Below are 17373 nucleotides of genomic sequence, written 5' to 3'. Positions count from 1 at the left end.
TGGCGGTTCGAGTCCGGGCGGTGCCTCGCAGTCGGCGATGCGTTGTCCTATCGATTCCACTTGTCCTATCTATTCTGTGTGTCCAATCTGTTCTACCGCGTGTTGGCCCGTGTCGCATCTGAACAGTTGCCGCACCGTCGCACGAGACTGCTGCACCATGGTGCGAGGTCGCTGCACCATGGCGCGAGGTCGCTGCATCACGGCACGGGATTGCTGCACCATGGCGCGAGGTCGCCGCACCATGGCACGGGATTGCTGCACCATGGCGCGAGGTCGCTGAACCATGGCGCGAGGTCGCCGCACCATGGCCGACGATTGCCACCTCACAGGCCCGACTCTCGCAACACGGCAAGCGACTCTCGTATCACGGCAAGCGACTCTCGTATCACGGCAAGCGACTCTCGTATCACAGGCCGCGGTCTTCCCACCACGATCCGCGGTCCTCGCATCACAGCCCGCGGTCTTCCCACCACGATCCGCGGTCCTCGCATCACAGCCCGCGATTGTCACACGACACCCCGCAGTTCTCGCAGCACCGCCCCCGAAGCGTGCAGCTACGATCGTTTGCAACATTGCGGCCCACATGCCACGGCACACCACCTGATCTCAGCAATTGTTCTCGTAGCACTCGAGGTAGCGAGCAAACTTCTCCTCGTAGAAGTCACGGTGCGAAGGGTCGGGATCGATGGTGCGAACGACGGTCGGCTTGTAATCCCGCACATCGTCGATGAGCCCCTGCTGCTCCATTCCGAGGATAATCGCCCCCAGCAAAGAACCCTGCTCAACGTCGTTAACGGACATGGGCACACCGAAGATATCCGCTGCCATTTGCGTCCATGCAGATGACTTGAGAATCCCGCCCGAGAGCATTACCTCGGTTGGAGCTCCGTTGGCTTCCGCAAGAACCTTGTAGCACTGGTAGAGGTTGAAGAGTACGCCCTCCTGCGCGGCGCGATAGAGGTCATTGGCGGTGTGGCTGGCTTCTACGTTCAGGAAGCCGCCGCGCCGCTCATCATTCCATCCCGGGCATCGCTCGCCGAACAGGAAGGGGAGGAACACCGGTGTATCCGCCTCCTCTGTCACCCCGCTCTCGATCTCCTCGTAACTCGTTCCACTCGGGAAAAAGCGCTGTTTGACCCAATCTGTGCAGTTGCAGCACCCATTGGTGGCGGCGCCGGAAAGGTAGGCCTTCGGGGAGAGGTAGCACCAGGTGCTGGGTCTATCGGGTATTACCGGGGTGTCGGAGCTGAGACGAATGGCCCAGACGTGCCGACGGAAAACGTTGCGACGCCTTTCCGAATCGCCCCCACACCCACTTGGTTGAGTCCGCCATCTGAGTTGGTTGGAATCACGGGAATGCCGCTGCGTACGCCCAGCAGATTCGCGGCCTCTTGCGTCAGAGGGAAGGAGGCGTCGTCGTCCACGAGGCGGCTGAGCTGCCATTCTTGGATACGGTGTTCGGCCAGAATCTGCGGATCGTATTCTCGGCTGTGGATATTCATCAGGCCGGTGCCGCTGCTCAAGCAGCGCGTGGAGACCCGCCCACCCGTCATGCGATAGGTGAGGTAGGCACCTTGGCTCATGATGTAGGAATTGTCTACATCCCGTCCCGTCTCGCGTAGCAGATCAAGTTTGAATACGGGATAGATGGCATTGACCATGCAACCGGTGCGCTGATAGAAGTCACGGACATATGCGTCGTCCTGCCGATATCTCTTGCAGATATCCTTCGCACCCGTGTAGTTCCACAAGTACACAGGTGTGGTGGGGCGCATGGTCCGATCACAGAGGAATACGCTGTGCCAGGTGCCGCTGAGAGCAATCACATCGACGCTGCGCCAGTTCAAGACCTCGCGCCCCACTGCGATCATTTGCTGGTAAACGGCTTCAGCCTGGTTGATGTCTTCCACGGTGGAGTAGTCGTCGCTGTACTCCCGCGCGACGCTCTCGAACTTGTCCGTTTCGCTGTCGTAGAGCATGGCTTTAGCCGACGTCGTACTCGCTTCCAGTGCAAGTATTCGCATGTTGTACTCCCTTGTCTCTCGTTGCCGCGCAGGGGCGTTCCGATCACATGAACTGCACGAGGCATACCGGAGCTTCAGCGAGGCCATGACCAGCATGCCCCATGTGGTCCGTACCACGACTCTCCACCGAGATGGGATGCGGCGCGCGCCACATGCACGATCAGTGCGGTTCGGTTCGCAAGCACGCAGCACCGGAACCGCATGACCGGCACGGCCCACGTGATTCGCCTGATCCACCTTGTCGACGACGACGGTGCATCTGCGGCTCTGCGTGGTGCCGCTGCTTCTACCTAACCTATCTTTGCCTTCTTTAAGACAATCGCTATGGGAAAACCGTCCCTAGGTGGTCCTCGGTGAGAATCTCGCGACCGTCGGCACGGAGTCAGTTTGCCGCAATGACCAGCGGCATTCCTTTACGGCAGGGCGCAGGCGGCCACCACGGCATATCGGTTATGTGGAGGGTTTCTCAGACCTGCCAGTACTCGCCTAAACGAGAGATGCGCCCCTCCAAGAGCAGCCCTCGATCATGCGGCGCGCGTGGAGAATACGTGGCCCTCGATCATGCGGCGCGCGAGGTGGAGTTGGCCTCCTGGGATCGCGCAGCCTGCGACGCGATCATGGACCCGCTGCGCGGCACCACACCAGGTGAATGCGCCGCCCCGCGCCGTCGCGTTGCTCAGAGTTCGGGATCGCGAGTATCGATGAGCTGCTGCAGCTGCCCGGGCGTCGGGAATCCGCGGATCTCCCAGCGCGGTGGCCACACGTTCTCCAGGCGGTGGATTTCATCCGCCAGGACCTCTCGTGCCACACGCGAGCGCACGGTTACGACGTCGCCCCGGTCCTCGTCCCAGGGCAGTCCACTGGGGCGGCGCACGAAGGAGATGAAATCGGTGTCTGGAATAGACCCATGCTCATCGCGATTCGACCACTGGGCGAGTGACACACGTTGCCCGGCACGTGGGCGATGCACGTTATACGGTTTCAGCACGCCGAGGTCCTGCGGCCAGGAGCCCATCGCTGCGACCTGTTTCATGTAAATGCGCCTTCGGTAAGTGGTGCGTAGGATGTCTAGCATCGCAGTGGCCGGGTGATCCCGCATCGGAATCCACTCCCGCCAGCCATCGGCGCTTACGGTATGGGGGAGTGGGTAGATGGCCTCTGCCTCTCCGTCGTGGCCGCGCAGCGAGGAGAAGAACTGCGGGAGGCGAGGCTCGTCGGCGAATACGATGACGAGTGTTGTGCGGTTTACCGGCACAAAAAGTGGCAGCCGGTTGCGATGTTCTTCCGATAGAGACTCGGCGAGGGTGCGGGTCATATCAAGATCCGCAAACCAGGAACTCTGGTATGACGGCGGCGACGTGAGCAGGAAGGTCTGTGCGCCCGCAGTACGGGCTCTTGCTAGTTCAACCCCGGTTTGCCCGTCTCGCATACTCAGCGAGCGCAACGTGGTCACGGATTTGCCGAACAATTGGCCGATGTCGTGAGAAGCCTTACTCTGAGCAAGGTCGGCGAAGAAGATGGGGTCCGTGCTGTCAGCGCGATTTCGCGCAAGGCCAACCCCGATGAAATCGGTCAACGGCAGGTAAACCATTGAGTTGTCCACGCCGTGGTCGTGTGAGGATACGAAGTAGTCGGCTGCCCGCACGATCGGAAGTATGGTGTCCGACTCGAAGTCGATCAGGTCGTCGGCGCCGGAAGCACCTGCGGATGCGTCCGGAACGATGGTTGCGGCTGAAGCTTCGGATTGAGCGGCGGGCTTCGCCTGTTGAATACCGATTGAGATCAGGCGGTCAAGCCTGCGCCGTCGTTCTTCTTCCGCCAGTGTTGGCTTAACCATCTGCTCTGGACGAAAGCGGAAAGTCCTGCCATCGGAGAGGAGGATATCCAACCAGCTTCCATCAACTGTGACGACGGCATTCACCAGTTCTGGATGTTCGGCGGCCACATCGGCCACCCAGTCCATGAAGGATGACGTCATGCCTCTATTCTTCCCTTTTTTCCGCGATAGGTCAGTCACATTCGCGCCGAGTGGAATTCTCGGCCACAAATGGCCTTAGAATGCTGGTACCGATTATCTCGTGTATTCGTAGGTGGTCCGCACTCACTGGCGATTAGGGAAATCAGCTCGTGCTTCGGCGGGGCACGCCGCGATGCGGACAGTTTCTGCGGCAGCTCTGGCGAGACAGGTTCCAGGCTCCTATGGGCGCGCAGACAGCGTGACGCATTCGCAAGTCGCGTATACGGGTCACCGATGAGGAGGGACATTCGTGTCACTGTCACCATCCGAGCCGCGTCGTTCGCTCCGTGGCCGCAGGCTCTCTGCGCGTCGCTCTATGTCGAAGAGGGCCCAGCGCGCCGTGTCGATCATGCTCACTGCCATCTTGGTTGCTGTTTACATCGTCGTCGTCGTGAACAACGACGGGATCGACCGCACCGAACTCTCCCTGGACGATAACGGCGTCTGGGTAATCAACAACCGTGAGCGTCTGGTGGGCCACCTCAACTATCCGGCCCGTTCCATTGACGCATCCGCCGGCACCAACGCGGATTCTGACGTTATGCAGGAGAAAGACACCGTCTTCTCGGAAAACCTCACTGACAACACCCTGGCCTCACTGGTGGCATCGGATGTGACAATCGGTACGCCGCACGCGCTCGGTGGCGCCAACCAGACGGGAATCGGCAATGGGACACTCGGCATTCTGAACTCCGCCACCGGAGAGGCGTGGATTACCCCCACCGAGACCTTCGATACCTTCGCGACCTCCGTCGACGAACCGATTTGGACTGACCTCACCGACGGCGCGCTGGCCGTGGGCCAGAACGGGGCGGTACACGTGGTTTCCGCACAGGAGGGGGTCTGGCGCTCATCCGTTCCCGAAGGCTCGACGCGGACCATCACCGAACACAAACTCCCGGCCAATGTGGCCGGGGGAGATTCCGTTCAGATCACAGCGGTTGGGAAGGATTCCGTGGTTCTGGACGCAACCAGCGGAGTCGTCGTGCTTCCCAGCGGCAGCATGGTTGATCTCGGAGATTCCGAGCAGCTGCAGCTGCAGCAGGCCGGCCCGGAGGCGGATGAGGTGCTTATCGCGTCCGCCACCACCCTGTATGAGGTCAATCTCACAAGCGGAGGAATAACGCGGGTTGCCTCCGACGCGGACAACCCGCAGGCATCCGGTGTTGCCGCCCAGCCGGTGAGGCACGAGGGGTGTGCATACGCCGCCTGGTCGGGTAGCGGCCGTGTCGTGCGCGACTGCGCCGGAACGGAGAACGACGACGCCGTCGGCGATCCGGATCTGGCCCAAGCGCAGCAGCCGGTGTTTCGGGTCAACCGCCGGGTGATCGTGCTCAACGACATATCCGACGGCAAGGTATGGCTGCCCGACGAGGACATGTTCATGATCTCGGACTGGGATGAGGATCTGAGCGAAGAGAAGGTGGAGACGGAGTCGCAGGAGAACAGCGCCGATCTGACCGAGCAGCGTGCGGATCCGGATCGGGAAGAGGAGAACCAGCCGCCGGTGGCGCAAGACGATGAGTTCGGTGTGCGCCCAGGCCGTACCACCACCCTCCCCGTGACGATGAACGATTCGGATAAGGATGGCGACATACTGACCGTTGCCCCGGTAACCGAGCCCGGTTTCGGCACCTTGAACCAGATACGCAACGGCGAGGCATTGCAGATCGACACCCCGGAGGATGCCGCCGGTTCAACGGTCTTCGACTACGAGGCCAGCGATGGTCGGGGAGGTAGCGATACCGCGACGGTGACGGTCAACGTGCATCCCTTCTCGGAGAATGAGGCACCAACGCAGTGGATGCTCAGTGAGGCGGAGATGAGCGCCGGAGGAACGCTGACACTGCAGGTTCTGGGTGACTGGATCGACCCCGACGGCGACGCCATCTATTTGGCCGGAGCGATCGCCCCGGAGGACTTCGACGTTTCTTACCAGGAGAATGGCTCGCTGACTATCTCCCATCTGGGGGCATGCCCGGAGAGCAGGAGATTAAGCTGCTTGTTTCGGACGGGCAGGCCACCGGGGAGGGAACCTTCACCGTCAATGTGACCGAGGGCGGAAACAAACCGCCGCGCGCCAACGCCGATCATGCCCGTGTGGCCGTGGGAGAGACGGTGACGGTGGCGCCTCTGGAGAACGACGTTGATGCCAACGGCGACCAGCTCTCCCTGGTCGGAATCAGCACCGCCCCCAGCGGTCTTATTGCCCAGATTTCCGCCGCTCTCGGAACGGTGACCGTTTCGGCGGATAAGCCGGGAACCTACTACCTGTCGTATTCCGTATCCGACGGTCCATCCACTTCGGTGGGAGTGATCCGTGTTGATGCCTTCGAGGCGGACAATGAGACGCCACCTGTGCTGGAGGACGATCTCGCACTATTGCCCTCCGGTGGGCAGACCGTCGTCGACGTGCTTTCCAATGACACCGACCCGGCGGGCGGGGTGCTCACGGTGCAATCGGTGCAGACTGTGGACGGTTCACCACTGGTTGTCTCTCCGGTGAACCACGAGACGGTTCGTATTACCGCACCCTCTGGCCTGACCGAGCCGGTCGAGTTCACATACACCGCATCCAATGGCGTGTCATCATCGACGGCGCGGGTAACGGCCATCCCGACGCCGACAGCCGACGATTCCCAGCCCCCGGAAGCCGGAGATGACACCCTGGTGGTGCGCTCGGGCGACGTGGGCTCCGTCGCCGTGTTGGACAATGACCGTTCCCCGGCGGGGTTGACGTTGACCGTGTTGCCGGATGTGCAATCCAATGCGGATCCGGCCATGGGCGAGGTCTTCCTCTCCGACAACGTGATCCGTTTCCGTGCCGGCGAGAAAACCGGTTCCACGCATGCCGTCTACACGGTGCGGGATTCCCTCGGTAATGTTGCTTCCGCCAGGGTGAATATTACGGTGACCGCGGTCGACGAACAGAAGAACACCGCTCCCACTCCGCAGAACATCACGGCACGTGCCATTGCCGGCCAGACCGTTACCATCCCGGTGCAACTGGACGGTATTGATGCCGAGGGTGACTCGGTTGAACTGGTGGGTGTGGGCGAATCCCCCATCTGGGCACGGCGTCGGCGGGAACCGTATCGATCACCTATAAGGCGGATCCGCGTTCTTCCGGCACCGACACTTTCACCTACATTGTGCAGGATGCTTTCGGTAAGACCGCGACGGCGCGCATCCGGGTGGGCATTGCGCCGCCCACCACGGTGAATCAGGCGCCGGTGGCGGCCCGCGACGAGGTCAATGTTCGCCCAGGTGTGCGCATCGCGGCGCCGGTCACGGAGAACGACACCGATCCGGATGGAGACCCGATTACCTTGGTGCAGGACTCGGCGCAGACCAGTGAGACATCAATGGATTTGTCGCAGCGTGGCAATTCCGTGGTGATTGAGACCCCGGCGCAAGAGGGTTCTTACCAGGTTTCCTACCAGATCACCGACGGTCGCGGCGGCTTCGCCAACGGGTTACTCACCGTGAATGTGTCGCAGACTGCTCCGGAGCGAGCACCCGTAGCGCGCGACGACGCCGTGGACCGGCAGGACGCCTACGGCAAGAAAACGGTACGCGTCAACGTGCTCGCCAACGACGAGGACCCGGATGGAGACATCCTGGAGAGCACGGTGAGCAGCGGCGACGACGGCGTCAAGGTGAACCAGGATGGCACGCTGACCATTGACACGGCCGAGACGAGGCGCGTCATTTTGTACACGGTCACGGACGGCTCAGATCTGTCTGCTTCGGCGATTGTGCGCGTTCCGGCCAACACTCTCAGCGGCCCCACCGTCGATTCGACGAAGGTTCCCATTCTTGTGGAATCCGGTAAGAGGACGACGATCAACCTCAATGACTACGTCATGTCGCGCCCCGGACACTCGGTGATGATCGCCGACCCGAGCAAGGTGGCTGCTTCCGTAGGTTGGGACGGATCGAGCCTGGTTGTGGATGATGACACCCTAGCGTTTACCGCGCGGGAGGACTTCTCCGGGTCCACCTCCATAACCTTGCCGGTCACCGATGGCAGCAGCCGGGATGATCCGAGCGGCAGAACCGCCACGGTGACTCTTCCCATCGAGGTGTCACCAGAAGGCAACCGAGCCCCGATCTTCACCCCGACGTCCGTGGAGGTAGAGGCCGGTGGAGATACGGCAACCGTCAACTTGAACGCCATGACCGTGGACGACGACGGCGATCCGTTGGAGTACTCGGTAGGCACCACTCCCGATGGAATATCCGCCGATCTCAACGGCTCCGTTTTGCGTATCAAAGCGGCAGCCTCCGCGCAGGTGGGCACGGCGGGCACAGTCCGCCTCACGATCAGTGATGGCAAGGACGATGTGCAGGGCGCGCTCCCAGTTGTGATCGTGCGAACCGACAAGCCTCTGATTCAGATCAGCGAACATGTGGCAACGGTCAGCGCCGGGTCGACAACGCGTTTCGATGTGACGGAGTTTGCCATTAATCCCTTTCCGAATGAGCCGTTGACTCTCTCCGGTACTCCGACGGTGACCTCCGGCAATGCCACGGTGAGTGCCGCCGGCACCGTCGTAGCGGTGACAACGCCGGATAATGTGCACGGGCAAGTCATCGTCGAATACCACCTACAGGACGCCACACGGGATCCCTCGCGTACCGTGCGGGGCATCCTGCGCCTGAACGTGCAGGGCCGCCCGGATCCGGTGACGGGAATCTCGGCTCAGGCCACCGACGCGCATACGGCCATTATCCGCTGGACGAACGGTTCGCCGAACGGTTCCGATTTCACGCGCTTCGTGGTGCGGGATCTGACATCGGGGAAGGAGCAGAGTTGCCCGGTTGGCTCCCAGTGCATCATGGGCGATCTCGAACTGGGCGACCACACCTTCGAGGTAATCGCATACAACGCGGTGGGTGGTTCAGATCCGGCACGTTCCGGGACGATCAGGTTGGACGTGGTGCCGAAGGCGCCGCAGAACGTCACGGGGGAGGCCACCGATGGGCACGTCTCCTTCCGTTGGGATGCCGCCGAGACCGAGGGCAGCCCGGTGCAGTCATATACGGTGAACTACTGCACCGGCCATACAACGGTCTCGGCGACGACGGTAACCGTCGATGTTCCCAACGGCACCGCCTGCACCGCCACGGTGGTGGCCAACAATGCACAGGGCTCATCGGCAGCCTCGGCGCCCTCACAATCCGTCACCCCCTACGGGCCACCCGGACCGGTGAAGGATCTGAAGGCGGAGAACACCACCTTCGGAGAGACGTCTGGTAGCGGTGGCACGGTTGTTATTTCTTGGGCTGCGCCCGATTCGAATAACGGCCGGGCGATTGAGAACTACGTGGTGCAATATCCCGGTGGAACGCAGACGACTACCGCTACTTCGGTGACTGTCGATCTGCCCTACGGTGACCATTCGGTCGCGGTGTATGCCGTAAATGATGCGGCGCGTGGCTCCAACTCCGAGACGAAGAACGCCACCGTCGCGGTGCGCGGCGTACCGGGCAAACCAACCGGCGGCTCCGTGCGAGCCACCGGTCAGGCCGGGCAACTCGCCGTTACTTCGCCGAGTGGAGGCGGGGCCGTCAACGGCTGGAAGGACAGCGAGATTGCCTATGAGATGAGCGTGAACAGTGGTCCGTGGCAGGCCGTCTCCGGAACGATTGATGGGCTGGAGGACGGTAAGGACAACTCGGTGAAGTTCCGAGCCACAGCCACCTTTAACAGCCAGAAGTACTCGAGTGCGGAAAGCGACACGGTCTCTGCGACCCCATACGGAACCCCGGAAGCGCCCAAACTCGAATGCCGCAATGTCAGCAGCAATTCGCGTACGGTGACGTGCTCCTGGAGCGGAGGCAATTTCCACGGGACGGCCGGCGGGTTTGAACTGTCGGGGTCCGCAAGTGGCAACGTGGACGCCTCCGGTAGCACCACCTTCGATCCGGGCTGGAGTGCCGACTGGAGAGTCTGCATCACCGCCTACCGCAGTACACCCAGCGGTGGCAACGCCGCTGCCCAGAACTGTGCGAATGGCAGGACCGGCGACAAGATTGAGCGTTACACCTTCTCCATCGGAGACGAAAACAAGATCCAGGTGCGATTCGACGGTTACGACACACCTCAAACGGGCACCGGCGAAGTCAGTTGCACCGGTCCCTCCGGTGCGCGCAGCGTGATCTTCACCGTGGATAGCAACGGTAATGTCAGCCAACGTGATTTGGAGCTAGAGGGAGGAGGCATCGCACGAGCAGGAGATGTCAATAGCGCATATGACAACTGGAAGTGCACCGGTAACGCGGCACCGCACTAGTCATCCCGCCACACGAACGGGATATCCGTCCGGCAAGGTCTACGCGCAGGTGTTGCAAAAGTGGCGGCACAAGGCTTTCGAGAATGCATGATTCTAGAGGAGGACATCACGCAATGCTAGAGATTCAGCAGGTCACCGAGGAAAACGCGGCCTGGTTCGCCGATACCTACGGGCGTATCACCGGAAACGTCGGCCGTGCGCTGCTCGGCCGCGAAGAAGTGGTGAGATTGGCGCTCGCCTGCATGTTCGCAGGTGGACACCTGCTCCTGGAGGATGCTCCGGGAACAGGGAAGACGGCACTCGCCCGGGCGCTGGCTGCCACGGTACAGGGCACGCATTCTCGTATTCAGTTCACACCGGACCTGCTTCCCTCCGACATCACGGGTGTGGAGATCTACAACCAGAAGAGTAACGAGTGGGAATTCAACAAGGGTCCAATCTTTGCCTCGATCGTGCTGGCAGATGAGATCAACCGCGCGTCGCCGAAGACTCAGTCAGCGCTATTGGAAGTGATGGAGGAGAGCCGGGTGACGGTCGGACGCGTCACACACGAGGTCGATACTCCGTTCATGGTGATCGCCACCCAGAACCCCGTTGAGCAGGCGGGTACGTACCCGCTGCCAGAGGCACAATTGGATCGTTTCCTCGTGAAGACTATGATCGGATACCCGGATCGGAGCGTCGGCATCGAGATCCTCAAGGGGTCGGCCGAACCGGACCGCTCACGAACTCTGCCGGCGGTGATCTCCACCCAGGCCGTGCAGGGCATGGCGGTGATGGCGGGTGTCAACTATGTCAACGACGCCATCCTCGACTATGTGCAACGGCTGGTTATGGCAACTCGCTCGCATAAGAATGTGCGCCTGGGTGTGTCCACCCGTGGAGCTATCTCCATGGTGCGTGTGGCACGGGTATGGGCGCTGTCGCAGGGCCGCAATTTCGTGTTGCCGGATGACATCAAGTTCCTCGCCGAACCCGTGTGGGCACATCGGCTCGTGATGGACCCCGACGCGGAGTTCGCCGGAGCCACGGCACAACAGGTGATTGCGGAAACGCTGAAGGACGTCTCCGTCCCGACCGTCCGAAAGTAAGTAGATGTCGTCTCCGTACCTCGTCGAAAACCACTCCCGCCGTGACGCCGCGTCCGCCGCGCTGCGTGAAATCGGTGCGCTGGCCGCCCAGTGGGGTGCTCGCATGCGTGCCTGGCTGGACCGTGTCCCGCTATTGCGGCACATTCCGGGTGCACTCGGTACCATCACCGGCTTCGGTTGGGTTGCACTGATACTCGCTATTGCCGCTTGGAGCGTGGGAAGGACACGGAATTGGATGGAACTCATCGTCCTTGCGGTATTCTTAGCGATTGTCTTCCTGCTTGCCATTGCTTGGGTGATCGGCTCGACCCGCTACCGTGTGAGTTTGGATTTGGCCAGTGGCCGCGTCACCGTCGGGGAGGCCGCCGTCGGGGAGCTGCGCGTGGTGAACGAGGCCACTCGCCCCAGTCCCGTCGCCACAATTGAGATTCCGGTGGGGGAGGCGACCACACAGTTCCCGGTGCCGACGCTTGGCAGCGGAGCGGAGCATTCCGAGATTTTCACGATTCCGACGTCGCGACGGGGTGTGATCACCGTCGGCCCGGTTCGTTCGGTCCGAGGCGACGGTCTCGGCCTGTTACGGCGAGAGCAACAGTGGGTGGAGGCCCAGGATTTGTACATCCACCCGCGCACAGTCCCCATGAGTTCGCTGGCGGTCGGCTTCATCCAAGACATTGAGGGTGCAACCACGCAGGATTTGTCCTCCTCCGACATCGCTTTTCATGCGTTGCGTGATTATGTACCTGGAGATGACCGGCGCTCCGTGCACTGGAAGACAACCGCCCGCATGGGTCGGCTCATGGTACGGCAGTTTGAAGAGACTCGGCGCGCGCAGGTCCTCGTTCTGTTTGACGACGACGCTCTCTCCTGGGCGGACGATGACGAGTACGAACTTGGCATCTCGGTGGCTGCGTCCGTGAGCACAGCGGTGATACGCGAAAGACGGGAACTGAGTTTCTTCAGCCAACTCGGCATGCTTCCCACCCGATCCGCGTCACGCCTACTCGATGCCATGACCAGGTTGGAAGCTCAGCAGGGTCTGGCGCCCGTGCGCGAGCTGGCGGCAAGCGCGGCCGACCGAGTACCAAATGCCTCCGTCGTCGTGCTGGTTACCGGTTCACAACTGTCGGTCTCAGAATTGCACCGCGCTTACCAGCGCATCCCCATCAACGCGCGATGCCTGGCTCTCCGCGTCGATACGGGTGCAACATCCGAACGGCGCAACGTTTCCGGCCTGACGATTGTGACTATTGCGGACCTCGAGTCGCTCGGTCTGGCTGTACACAAGGCGGTGGGAGCATGACGAAACGACTGACCTGGCGCGATGTGCTGCCCCTTATTGTGCTTCTTTTTGCCGCCGCAGCAACTTGGGGGCCACTGTACGGTGACGCCAACGGGTACCGGGCTGCTTTTGGTGGCGTGCTAGTCGGTCTCGCGGTGGCAGTATTGTGCCTGCGGCTGCGTCTGACCGCTTGGTTAACAGCCGTGTTGGGCGTCGTCGCCTACTTGCTCTTCGGTGGTGTGTGTGCGCTGCCGTCCACTACCATTGCGGGGATTCTTCCCGGTTCGACAACCCTGCGTATCCTGCTCGTGCAGGCGATCAATGGCTGGAAGGATCTGCTGACAATCTCCCCGCCGGTCAGCGCCTTCCCGAATGCGACCGTGCTTCCGTACCTGGTGGGGGTTGCCGCAGGCGTGCTCGCCCTGTCGATAGCGATGCGCACGAAACGCCCCGAATGGTCGCTGCTGCCGGTGGGGCTGCAACTGCTTCTCGGCATTCTCTGGGGGTCGCAGTATGCGCCGTACGCCCGTTGGATCGGTTTGGCTCTGGGCGTGCTCGGGCTGGTGTGGTGTGCGTGGCTCCGGGAACGGCGGCGAGTAACGCTCGCGGAGACAGCGTCACAATCAGCCCTGCGGCGACGGCGGCTCAGCGCGGCGGCAATCGTGTTGACCGGTGCTCTGGTGGCCGGATTTGCCGGACCGGTACTTACGCACAGCGAGAGACGGTTTGCAATTCGCGACCATATTACGCCACAGCTGAATGTGCGCGAATACTCCTCACCCCTGTCACGCTTCCGCTCCTATGTTGACCAGCAGGGCAAAGAGACCATGTTCACGGTCAAGGGTCTGCCACAGGGCGGGCGGATTCGCCTGGCATCACTCGACGTCTACAACGGTATTGTGTACAACGTATCGGACAGTCCTTCCGAGGCGTTCCGGCGCATCGGTACGGTTGCCACGCAGGACGTGGCGCCCGCCGGATCCACCGAGCAGACGCTGGAGATCACCATTGATAAGTACAACGGGGTGTGGATTCCCGGAGGTGGAGACCTGCAGGAGATTAACTTCACCGGCCCTCGCTCCGACGATCTGACCTCATCGCTGTACTACTCGCCGCAGTTGGAAACCGTACTGACAACCGAGGGGCTGACCAGTGGCGATACCTATACGACCACGGTGAATGTTCCGCAGGAGTATTCGGACGCGGAGCTCGCCGGGCGGAGCTTTGGCGCGGTCGAAATGGACGACAACACCGGTGTGCCCACCATTGCCGTGCAAAAGGCACAGGAATTCATCGGTGGCAAGACGGATCCCATCGAACAGGCGCGTGCCTTGGAGCAGGTGCTCTACACGACCGGATACTACACGGATGGAACAGAGGGCTACCGTTCCTCGCGGCCCGGACACCGCGCGCAGCGTATAACCTCGTTGCTGAACGCCGACCATATGCAGGGCGACGATGAACAGTACGCCGTCGCCATGGCACTGATGGCGCGAGCATCGGGTATGCCGGCGCGGGTGGTGATGGGCTTCTACCCGGATAGTTACGGCGATGGAACCATTGAAATCACCGGGCGCGACGCGCATGTATGGGTAGAGATCTACTTCGACGGCGTGGGGTGGGTGACTTTCGATCCGACGCCGCCGCGCGATCAGAAGTGGACGGAGCCGGATCCGGACCCGCAGCCGAATCCGCAGCCACAGGTGTTGCAACCGCCGGATCCTCCGGACGATCCGGTTGAGCTCGAAATCGAGTCGGCCGAGGACAACCGGAACGATTCTGCCGACGAGCGGGAAACTCCGCGGTGGCTGGTCTTCTTGCTGATCGGCGCGTTGGGGATCCTGCTCCTCCTGGCACCGTTCGTCATCATCCTCCTTTTGAAGCGATGGCGGACGAAACGACGGCGGACCACCGGCACTGCGGATGTAAGAGCCGCCGGAGCGTGGGAGGATGTGCTTGATACGGCGCGTGACGGGAACATCGCGGTCGATCCACGGCAGACGCGCGGCGAGCAGGCGCGTTCCATCAGTGCTGCGGTGACGAGCAGACTGAGGCAGCACAAGCCCGATGAGGCTTCGTCGGATGCAACCGCAGCCGCGGCAACGCCGACTAGAGCCGTATCTGTGCCCGCTGGCGCCGCTTCCGTGCCGACTGCCGTAACACCGGTGGGAGCGCAAAATGCCGCGCAGCACGGTAGTGGTGCAACTCGCGGAACCGATTCGACTGGTGCGACGGGTCTACGAGGCGACACTGAGGCGCTTGTCTGGGGACCGCACGCGCCATCGGGTGCATCCGCATCCATCCCGGCGGACCCCAGGCCGCGGCAGGATCAGACGGCACGGCGATCCCGAGCGGTAATTTCCTCGACGGCGTCGCTAGCGGACCGAGCGGTCTTTTCCTGGCACGACATCTCCCCGCAGGATCTCAATGTGACATGGGACATTGCGGAGCAGGCCAAGGCGGCGATCCGCCGTGTCAGTTCGCGGAGATCACGGTTCTCACTGCGATCTCTGCGGTATTCTCGCCATAAGGCGCCTCGCCCTTCCCTGTGGAGTCGCCTTGTTGCACAGCTGCCGCGCCGGGGGACGACGACTCCGCTTCCGCCTCACCCGTGATAGGAGAAGATAACTAATGGAACAGCAGGTGTTTTATAAGCCCGCCAGTGGCAGAAGGCGGAGAACCGCCAGCCTGCTATCGGCGTTGATCTTGCTTATCGAGTTGGCAGCCGCCGCGTTACCCATCATTGACGCGGGGTTCCCATCGTTCTCGGAGCAGAAGGTGCCCTACGTTGCTGCGGGCGCCATCTTGCTGATACTCGCCATCTTGGACGTGCTTTTCGGTGCGATCACCGGCGCATTGCCCGGTCTGCTGTCCACCGGCGTTATTTCGGTGCGGGTGAATGATGGCAGTGCGCCAGGCCTTTCTATTCTGGTCAAGTACCTGCTCATGGTTGTGGTCGGCATTTGTACCGTCCTGGTGGGTCTCGTGCTGATTCTGCGCGTGTCACGTGATGATTTGGGGCGGACATGGTTCGACCGTTTCGCCGGGCTGATCGTTGTAGATACGAGGCAGCCCTACGACGAGGACGAACTGGCGGCCAATGCGTCTTACCTGGCGCAGTCGGAGAAACCGGTACCGGAAGGTACCCATATGGACCCGGTTCCGGCCCTGCGCCCGGGGGAGTTGTTGGGAGGTAGAGGGAATCAAGTTCCTCTTATCCCGCCGCCGCCGGTTTCCGCGGCGTCCCCTGCCTACGGCTGGTCGGCTCAGCCCGGTGTACCCGGAGCGGCACCCTATCCGATGGATCCGAATGCGGCGTTTTCAGGGCAATCTGCAGGAAGCCCGGCAGCATTCCCGGTGTCTGCTGCTTCCCCTCTCGTCGGCCAACAACCGGGACCGTGGAGCGCTCCCAGCGCCATCTCCGCCGGGCCCGCGGGTGTTGGGGGTGAAATGCCTGCGCAACCTCCGAATCTCCCCATACAGCCGGGGGTGGCACCGGTTTTCGCCGCCCGTGCCCGGTTGATCTTCGATGATGGCACGGTCCGTTACTTGAATGGCACCCTGGTGCTCGGCCGTAACCCTGCGCCGGATCCGGCACATCAAGGGGCCGACATGCTTCCGATCACCGATCCGAGTCGCTCTGTCTCGAAGACCCATGTTGCGCTCACCTTGCGGGATGGCATGGTGCTTGTCGAGGATCTGCGGTCCACCAACGGCACCGTCGTCGTCGCCGCGGGTGGTGAACCACAGCAGGTGACGCCGGGTAACCCCGTGTGGGCGCGCGACGGCGACTCCGTGATTCTGGGAGGCCGACGGTTGAAGGTAGGGATGTACTGATGGCACGCGCCTCGGCACGCTCCGGTTGGGCGACGGATATCGGCATGCGGGAGCTCAACGAGGACTCATATCTCGCGGATTCCCCGGTATTTCTGGTGTCTGATGGAATGGGTGGCTATGCGGCGGGTGAGGTCGCATCGCAGACTGCGGTGCGGTGCTTCCGGCCCCTGACCAGTTACGAGTTTGTGACCGGCGAGCAGTTGGAGGCGACGATTGCGGATGCCGCGCGGGAAGTCGATGCTCTTGCGCATGCCGGTAAGGCGCCAGGCTGCACTCTCAGTGGCATCGTGTTATCGCGGCAGGGAAAGTTCCCGTGTGCCCGAGTGTTCAACATTGGCGACTCACGCACATATCATCTTTCCGGAGCAGGCTTTTCACAGGTCACTCGCGACCACTCCGAGGTCCAGAAACTTGTGGATGCGGGTCGCCTCAGTGTCGAGGAGGCGCGTTATTCGCGTTATCGCAATGTCATTACTCGTGCGCTGGGCGCGCGATCCGGACCGTCGGTACGGGCGGATACCTTTTTGTTACCGCTGAACATGGGGGACCGTTTCGTTATCTGCTCGGACGGGTTGAGCGGCTCCGTGAGGGAAGAGGAAATTGCGGAAATCGCAAGATACATGGAGGATACGAAAGAGACAGCCGAAACCCTGGTTCAGCGTGCGCTAGGAGCCGGGACAACGGATAATGTCACTGTAGTTGTGGTCGACATTCTCGATTGTGCCCCCCAGTGGGAGTACTCGGATTCGAACGGGATTACGGTTTCAGCGGCACCACGTTCGGCCAGGGACGACACCGTGCCGCGGCAGCTACGGGGGTAGGA

11 protein-coding genes are annotated in these 17373 nt (G+C 61.8%); 8 read left to right on the top strand and 3 right to left on the bottom strand.

The genetic code is table 11. The features are described 5' to 3' along the window. Positions 1 to 606 precede the first annotated feature (606 nt). From DDD63_RS12580 to DDD63_RS11425, 3 genes are all read right to left on the bottom strand, one after another. Complete coding sequence (locus tag DDD63_RS12580) at positions 607 to 1083, bottom strand: FGGY-family carbohydrate kinase (protein ID WP_205647262.1); 477 nt, start codon at positions 1081 to 1083, stop codon at positions 607 to 609. Positions 1084 to 1229: 146 nt separating this feature from the next. Then, positions 1230 to 2024: an FGGY family carbohydrate kinase gene (locus DDD63_RS12575; RefSeq protein ID WP_205647261.1), complete on the bottom strand. Its 795-nt coding sequence runs from the start codon at positions 2022 to 2024 to the stop codon at positions 1230 to 1232. A 676-nt stretch (positions 2025 to 2700) separates the two neighbouring features. Beyond that, positions 2701 to 4002, bottom strand: coding sequence for a hypothetical protein (locus DDD63_RS11425; RefSeq protein WP_108716481.1), 1302 nt, complete (start codon positions 4000 to 4002; stop codon positions 2701 to 2703). Positions 4003 to 4357: 355 nt separating this feature from the next. Between DDD63_RS11425 and DDD63_RS11420 the strand changes: the two genes are divergently transcribed. From DDD63_RS11420 to DDD63_RS11385, 8 genes are all read left to right on the top strand, one after another. Then, positions 4358 to 6094: an Ig-like domain-containing protein gene (locus DDD63_RS11420; RefSeq protein ID WP_164505535.1), complete on the top strand. Its 1737-nt coding sequence runs from the start codon at positions 4358 to 4360 to the stop codon at positions 6092 to 6094. Further along, complete coding sequence (locus DDD63_RS11415) at positions 6016 to 7263, top strand: Ig-like domain-containing protein (RefSeq protein WP_108716479.1); 1248 nt, start codon at positions 6016 to 6018, stop codon at positions 7261 to 7263. Before DDD63_RS11420 ends, DDD63_RS11415 begins: the two co-directional genes overlap by 79 nt. Continuing rightward, on the top strand, positions 7194 to 10340 hold the full coding sequence (locus tag DDD63_RS11410; protein WP_125482533.1) for an Ig-like domain-containing protein: 3147 nt from the start codon (positions 7194 to 7196) through the stop codon (positions 10338 to 10340). The genes DDD63_RS11415 and DDD63_RS11410 overlap by 70 nt, the downstream gene beginning before the upstream one ends. 113 nt (positions 10341 to 10453) lie before the next feature. Next, positions 10454 to 11431, top strand: a complete 978-nt coding sequence (locus tag DDD63_RS11405) for a MoxR family ATPase (RefSeq protein WP_108716477.1) — start codon at positions 10454 to 10456, stop codon at positions 11429 to 11431. Positions 11432 to 11435: 4 nt separating this feature from the next. Then, positions 11436 to 12734 carry a DUF58 domain-containing protein gene (locus DDD63_RS11400; RefSeq protein ID WP_108716476.1) on the top strand — a complete coding sequence of 433 codons (1299 nt, stop codon included), beginning with the start codon at positions 11436 to 11438 and terminating at the stop codon, positions 12732 to 12734. After that, the gene (locus DDD63_RS11395; protein WP_164505534.1) at positions 12731 to 15328 is read left to right on the top strand and encodes a transglutaminase domain-containing protein; all 2598 of its coding nucleotides are present in this window, start codon (positions 12731 to 12733) and stop codon (positions 15326 to 15328) included. The genes DDD63_RS11400 and DDD63_RS11395 overlap by 4 nt, the downstream gene beginning before the upstream one ends. 16 nt (positions 15329 to 15344) lie before the next feature. Then, the gene (locus DDD63_RS11390) at positions 15345 to 16550 is read left to right on the top strand and encodes an FHA domain-containing protein (RefSeq protein ID WP_108716474.1); all 1206 of its coding nucleotides are present in this window, start codon (positions 15345 to 15347) and stop codon (positions 16548 to 16550) included. Then, positions 16550 to 17371 carry a protein phosphatase 2C domain-containing protein gene (locus DDD63_RS11385; protein WP_108716473.1) on the top strand — a complete coding sequence of 274 codons (822 nt, stop codon included), beginning with the start codon at positions 16550 to 16552 and terminating at the stop codon, positions 17369 to 17371. Before DDD63_RS11390 ends, DDD63_RS11385 begins: the two co-directional genes overlap by 1 nt. Positions 17372 to 17373 lie beyond the last annotated feature (2 nt).

Source organism: Actinobaculum sp. 313 (assembly GCF_003073475.1).
GTDB lineage: Bacteria > Actinomycetota > Actinomycetes > Actinomycetales > Actinomycetaceae > Asp313.
This window is presented reverse-complemented; position numbering and strand designations above follow the sequence as displayed.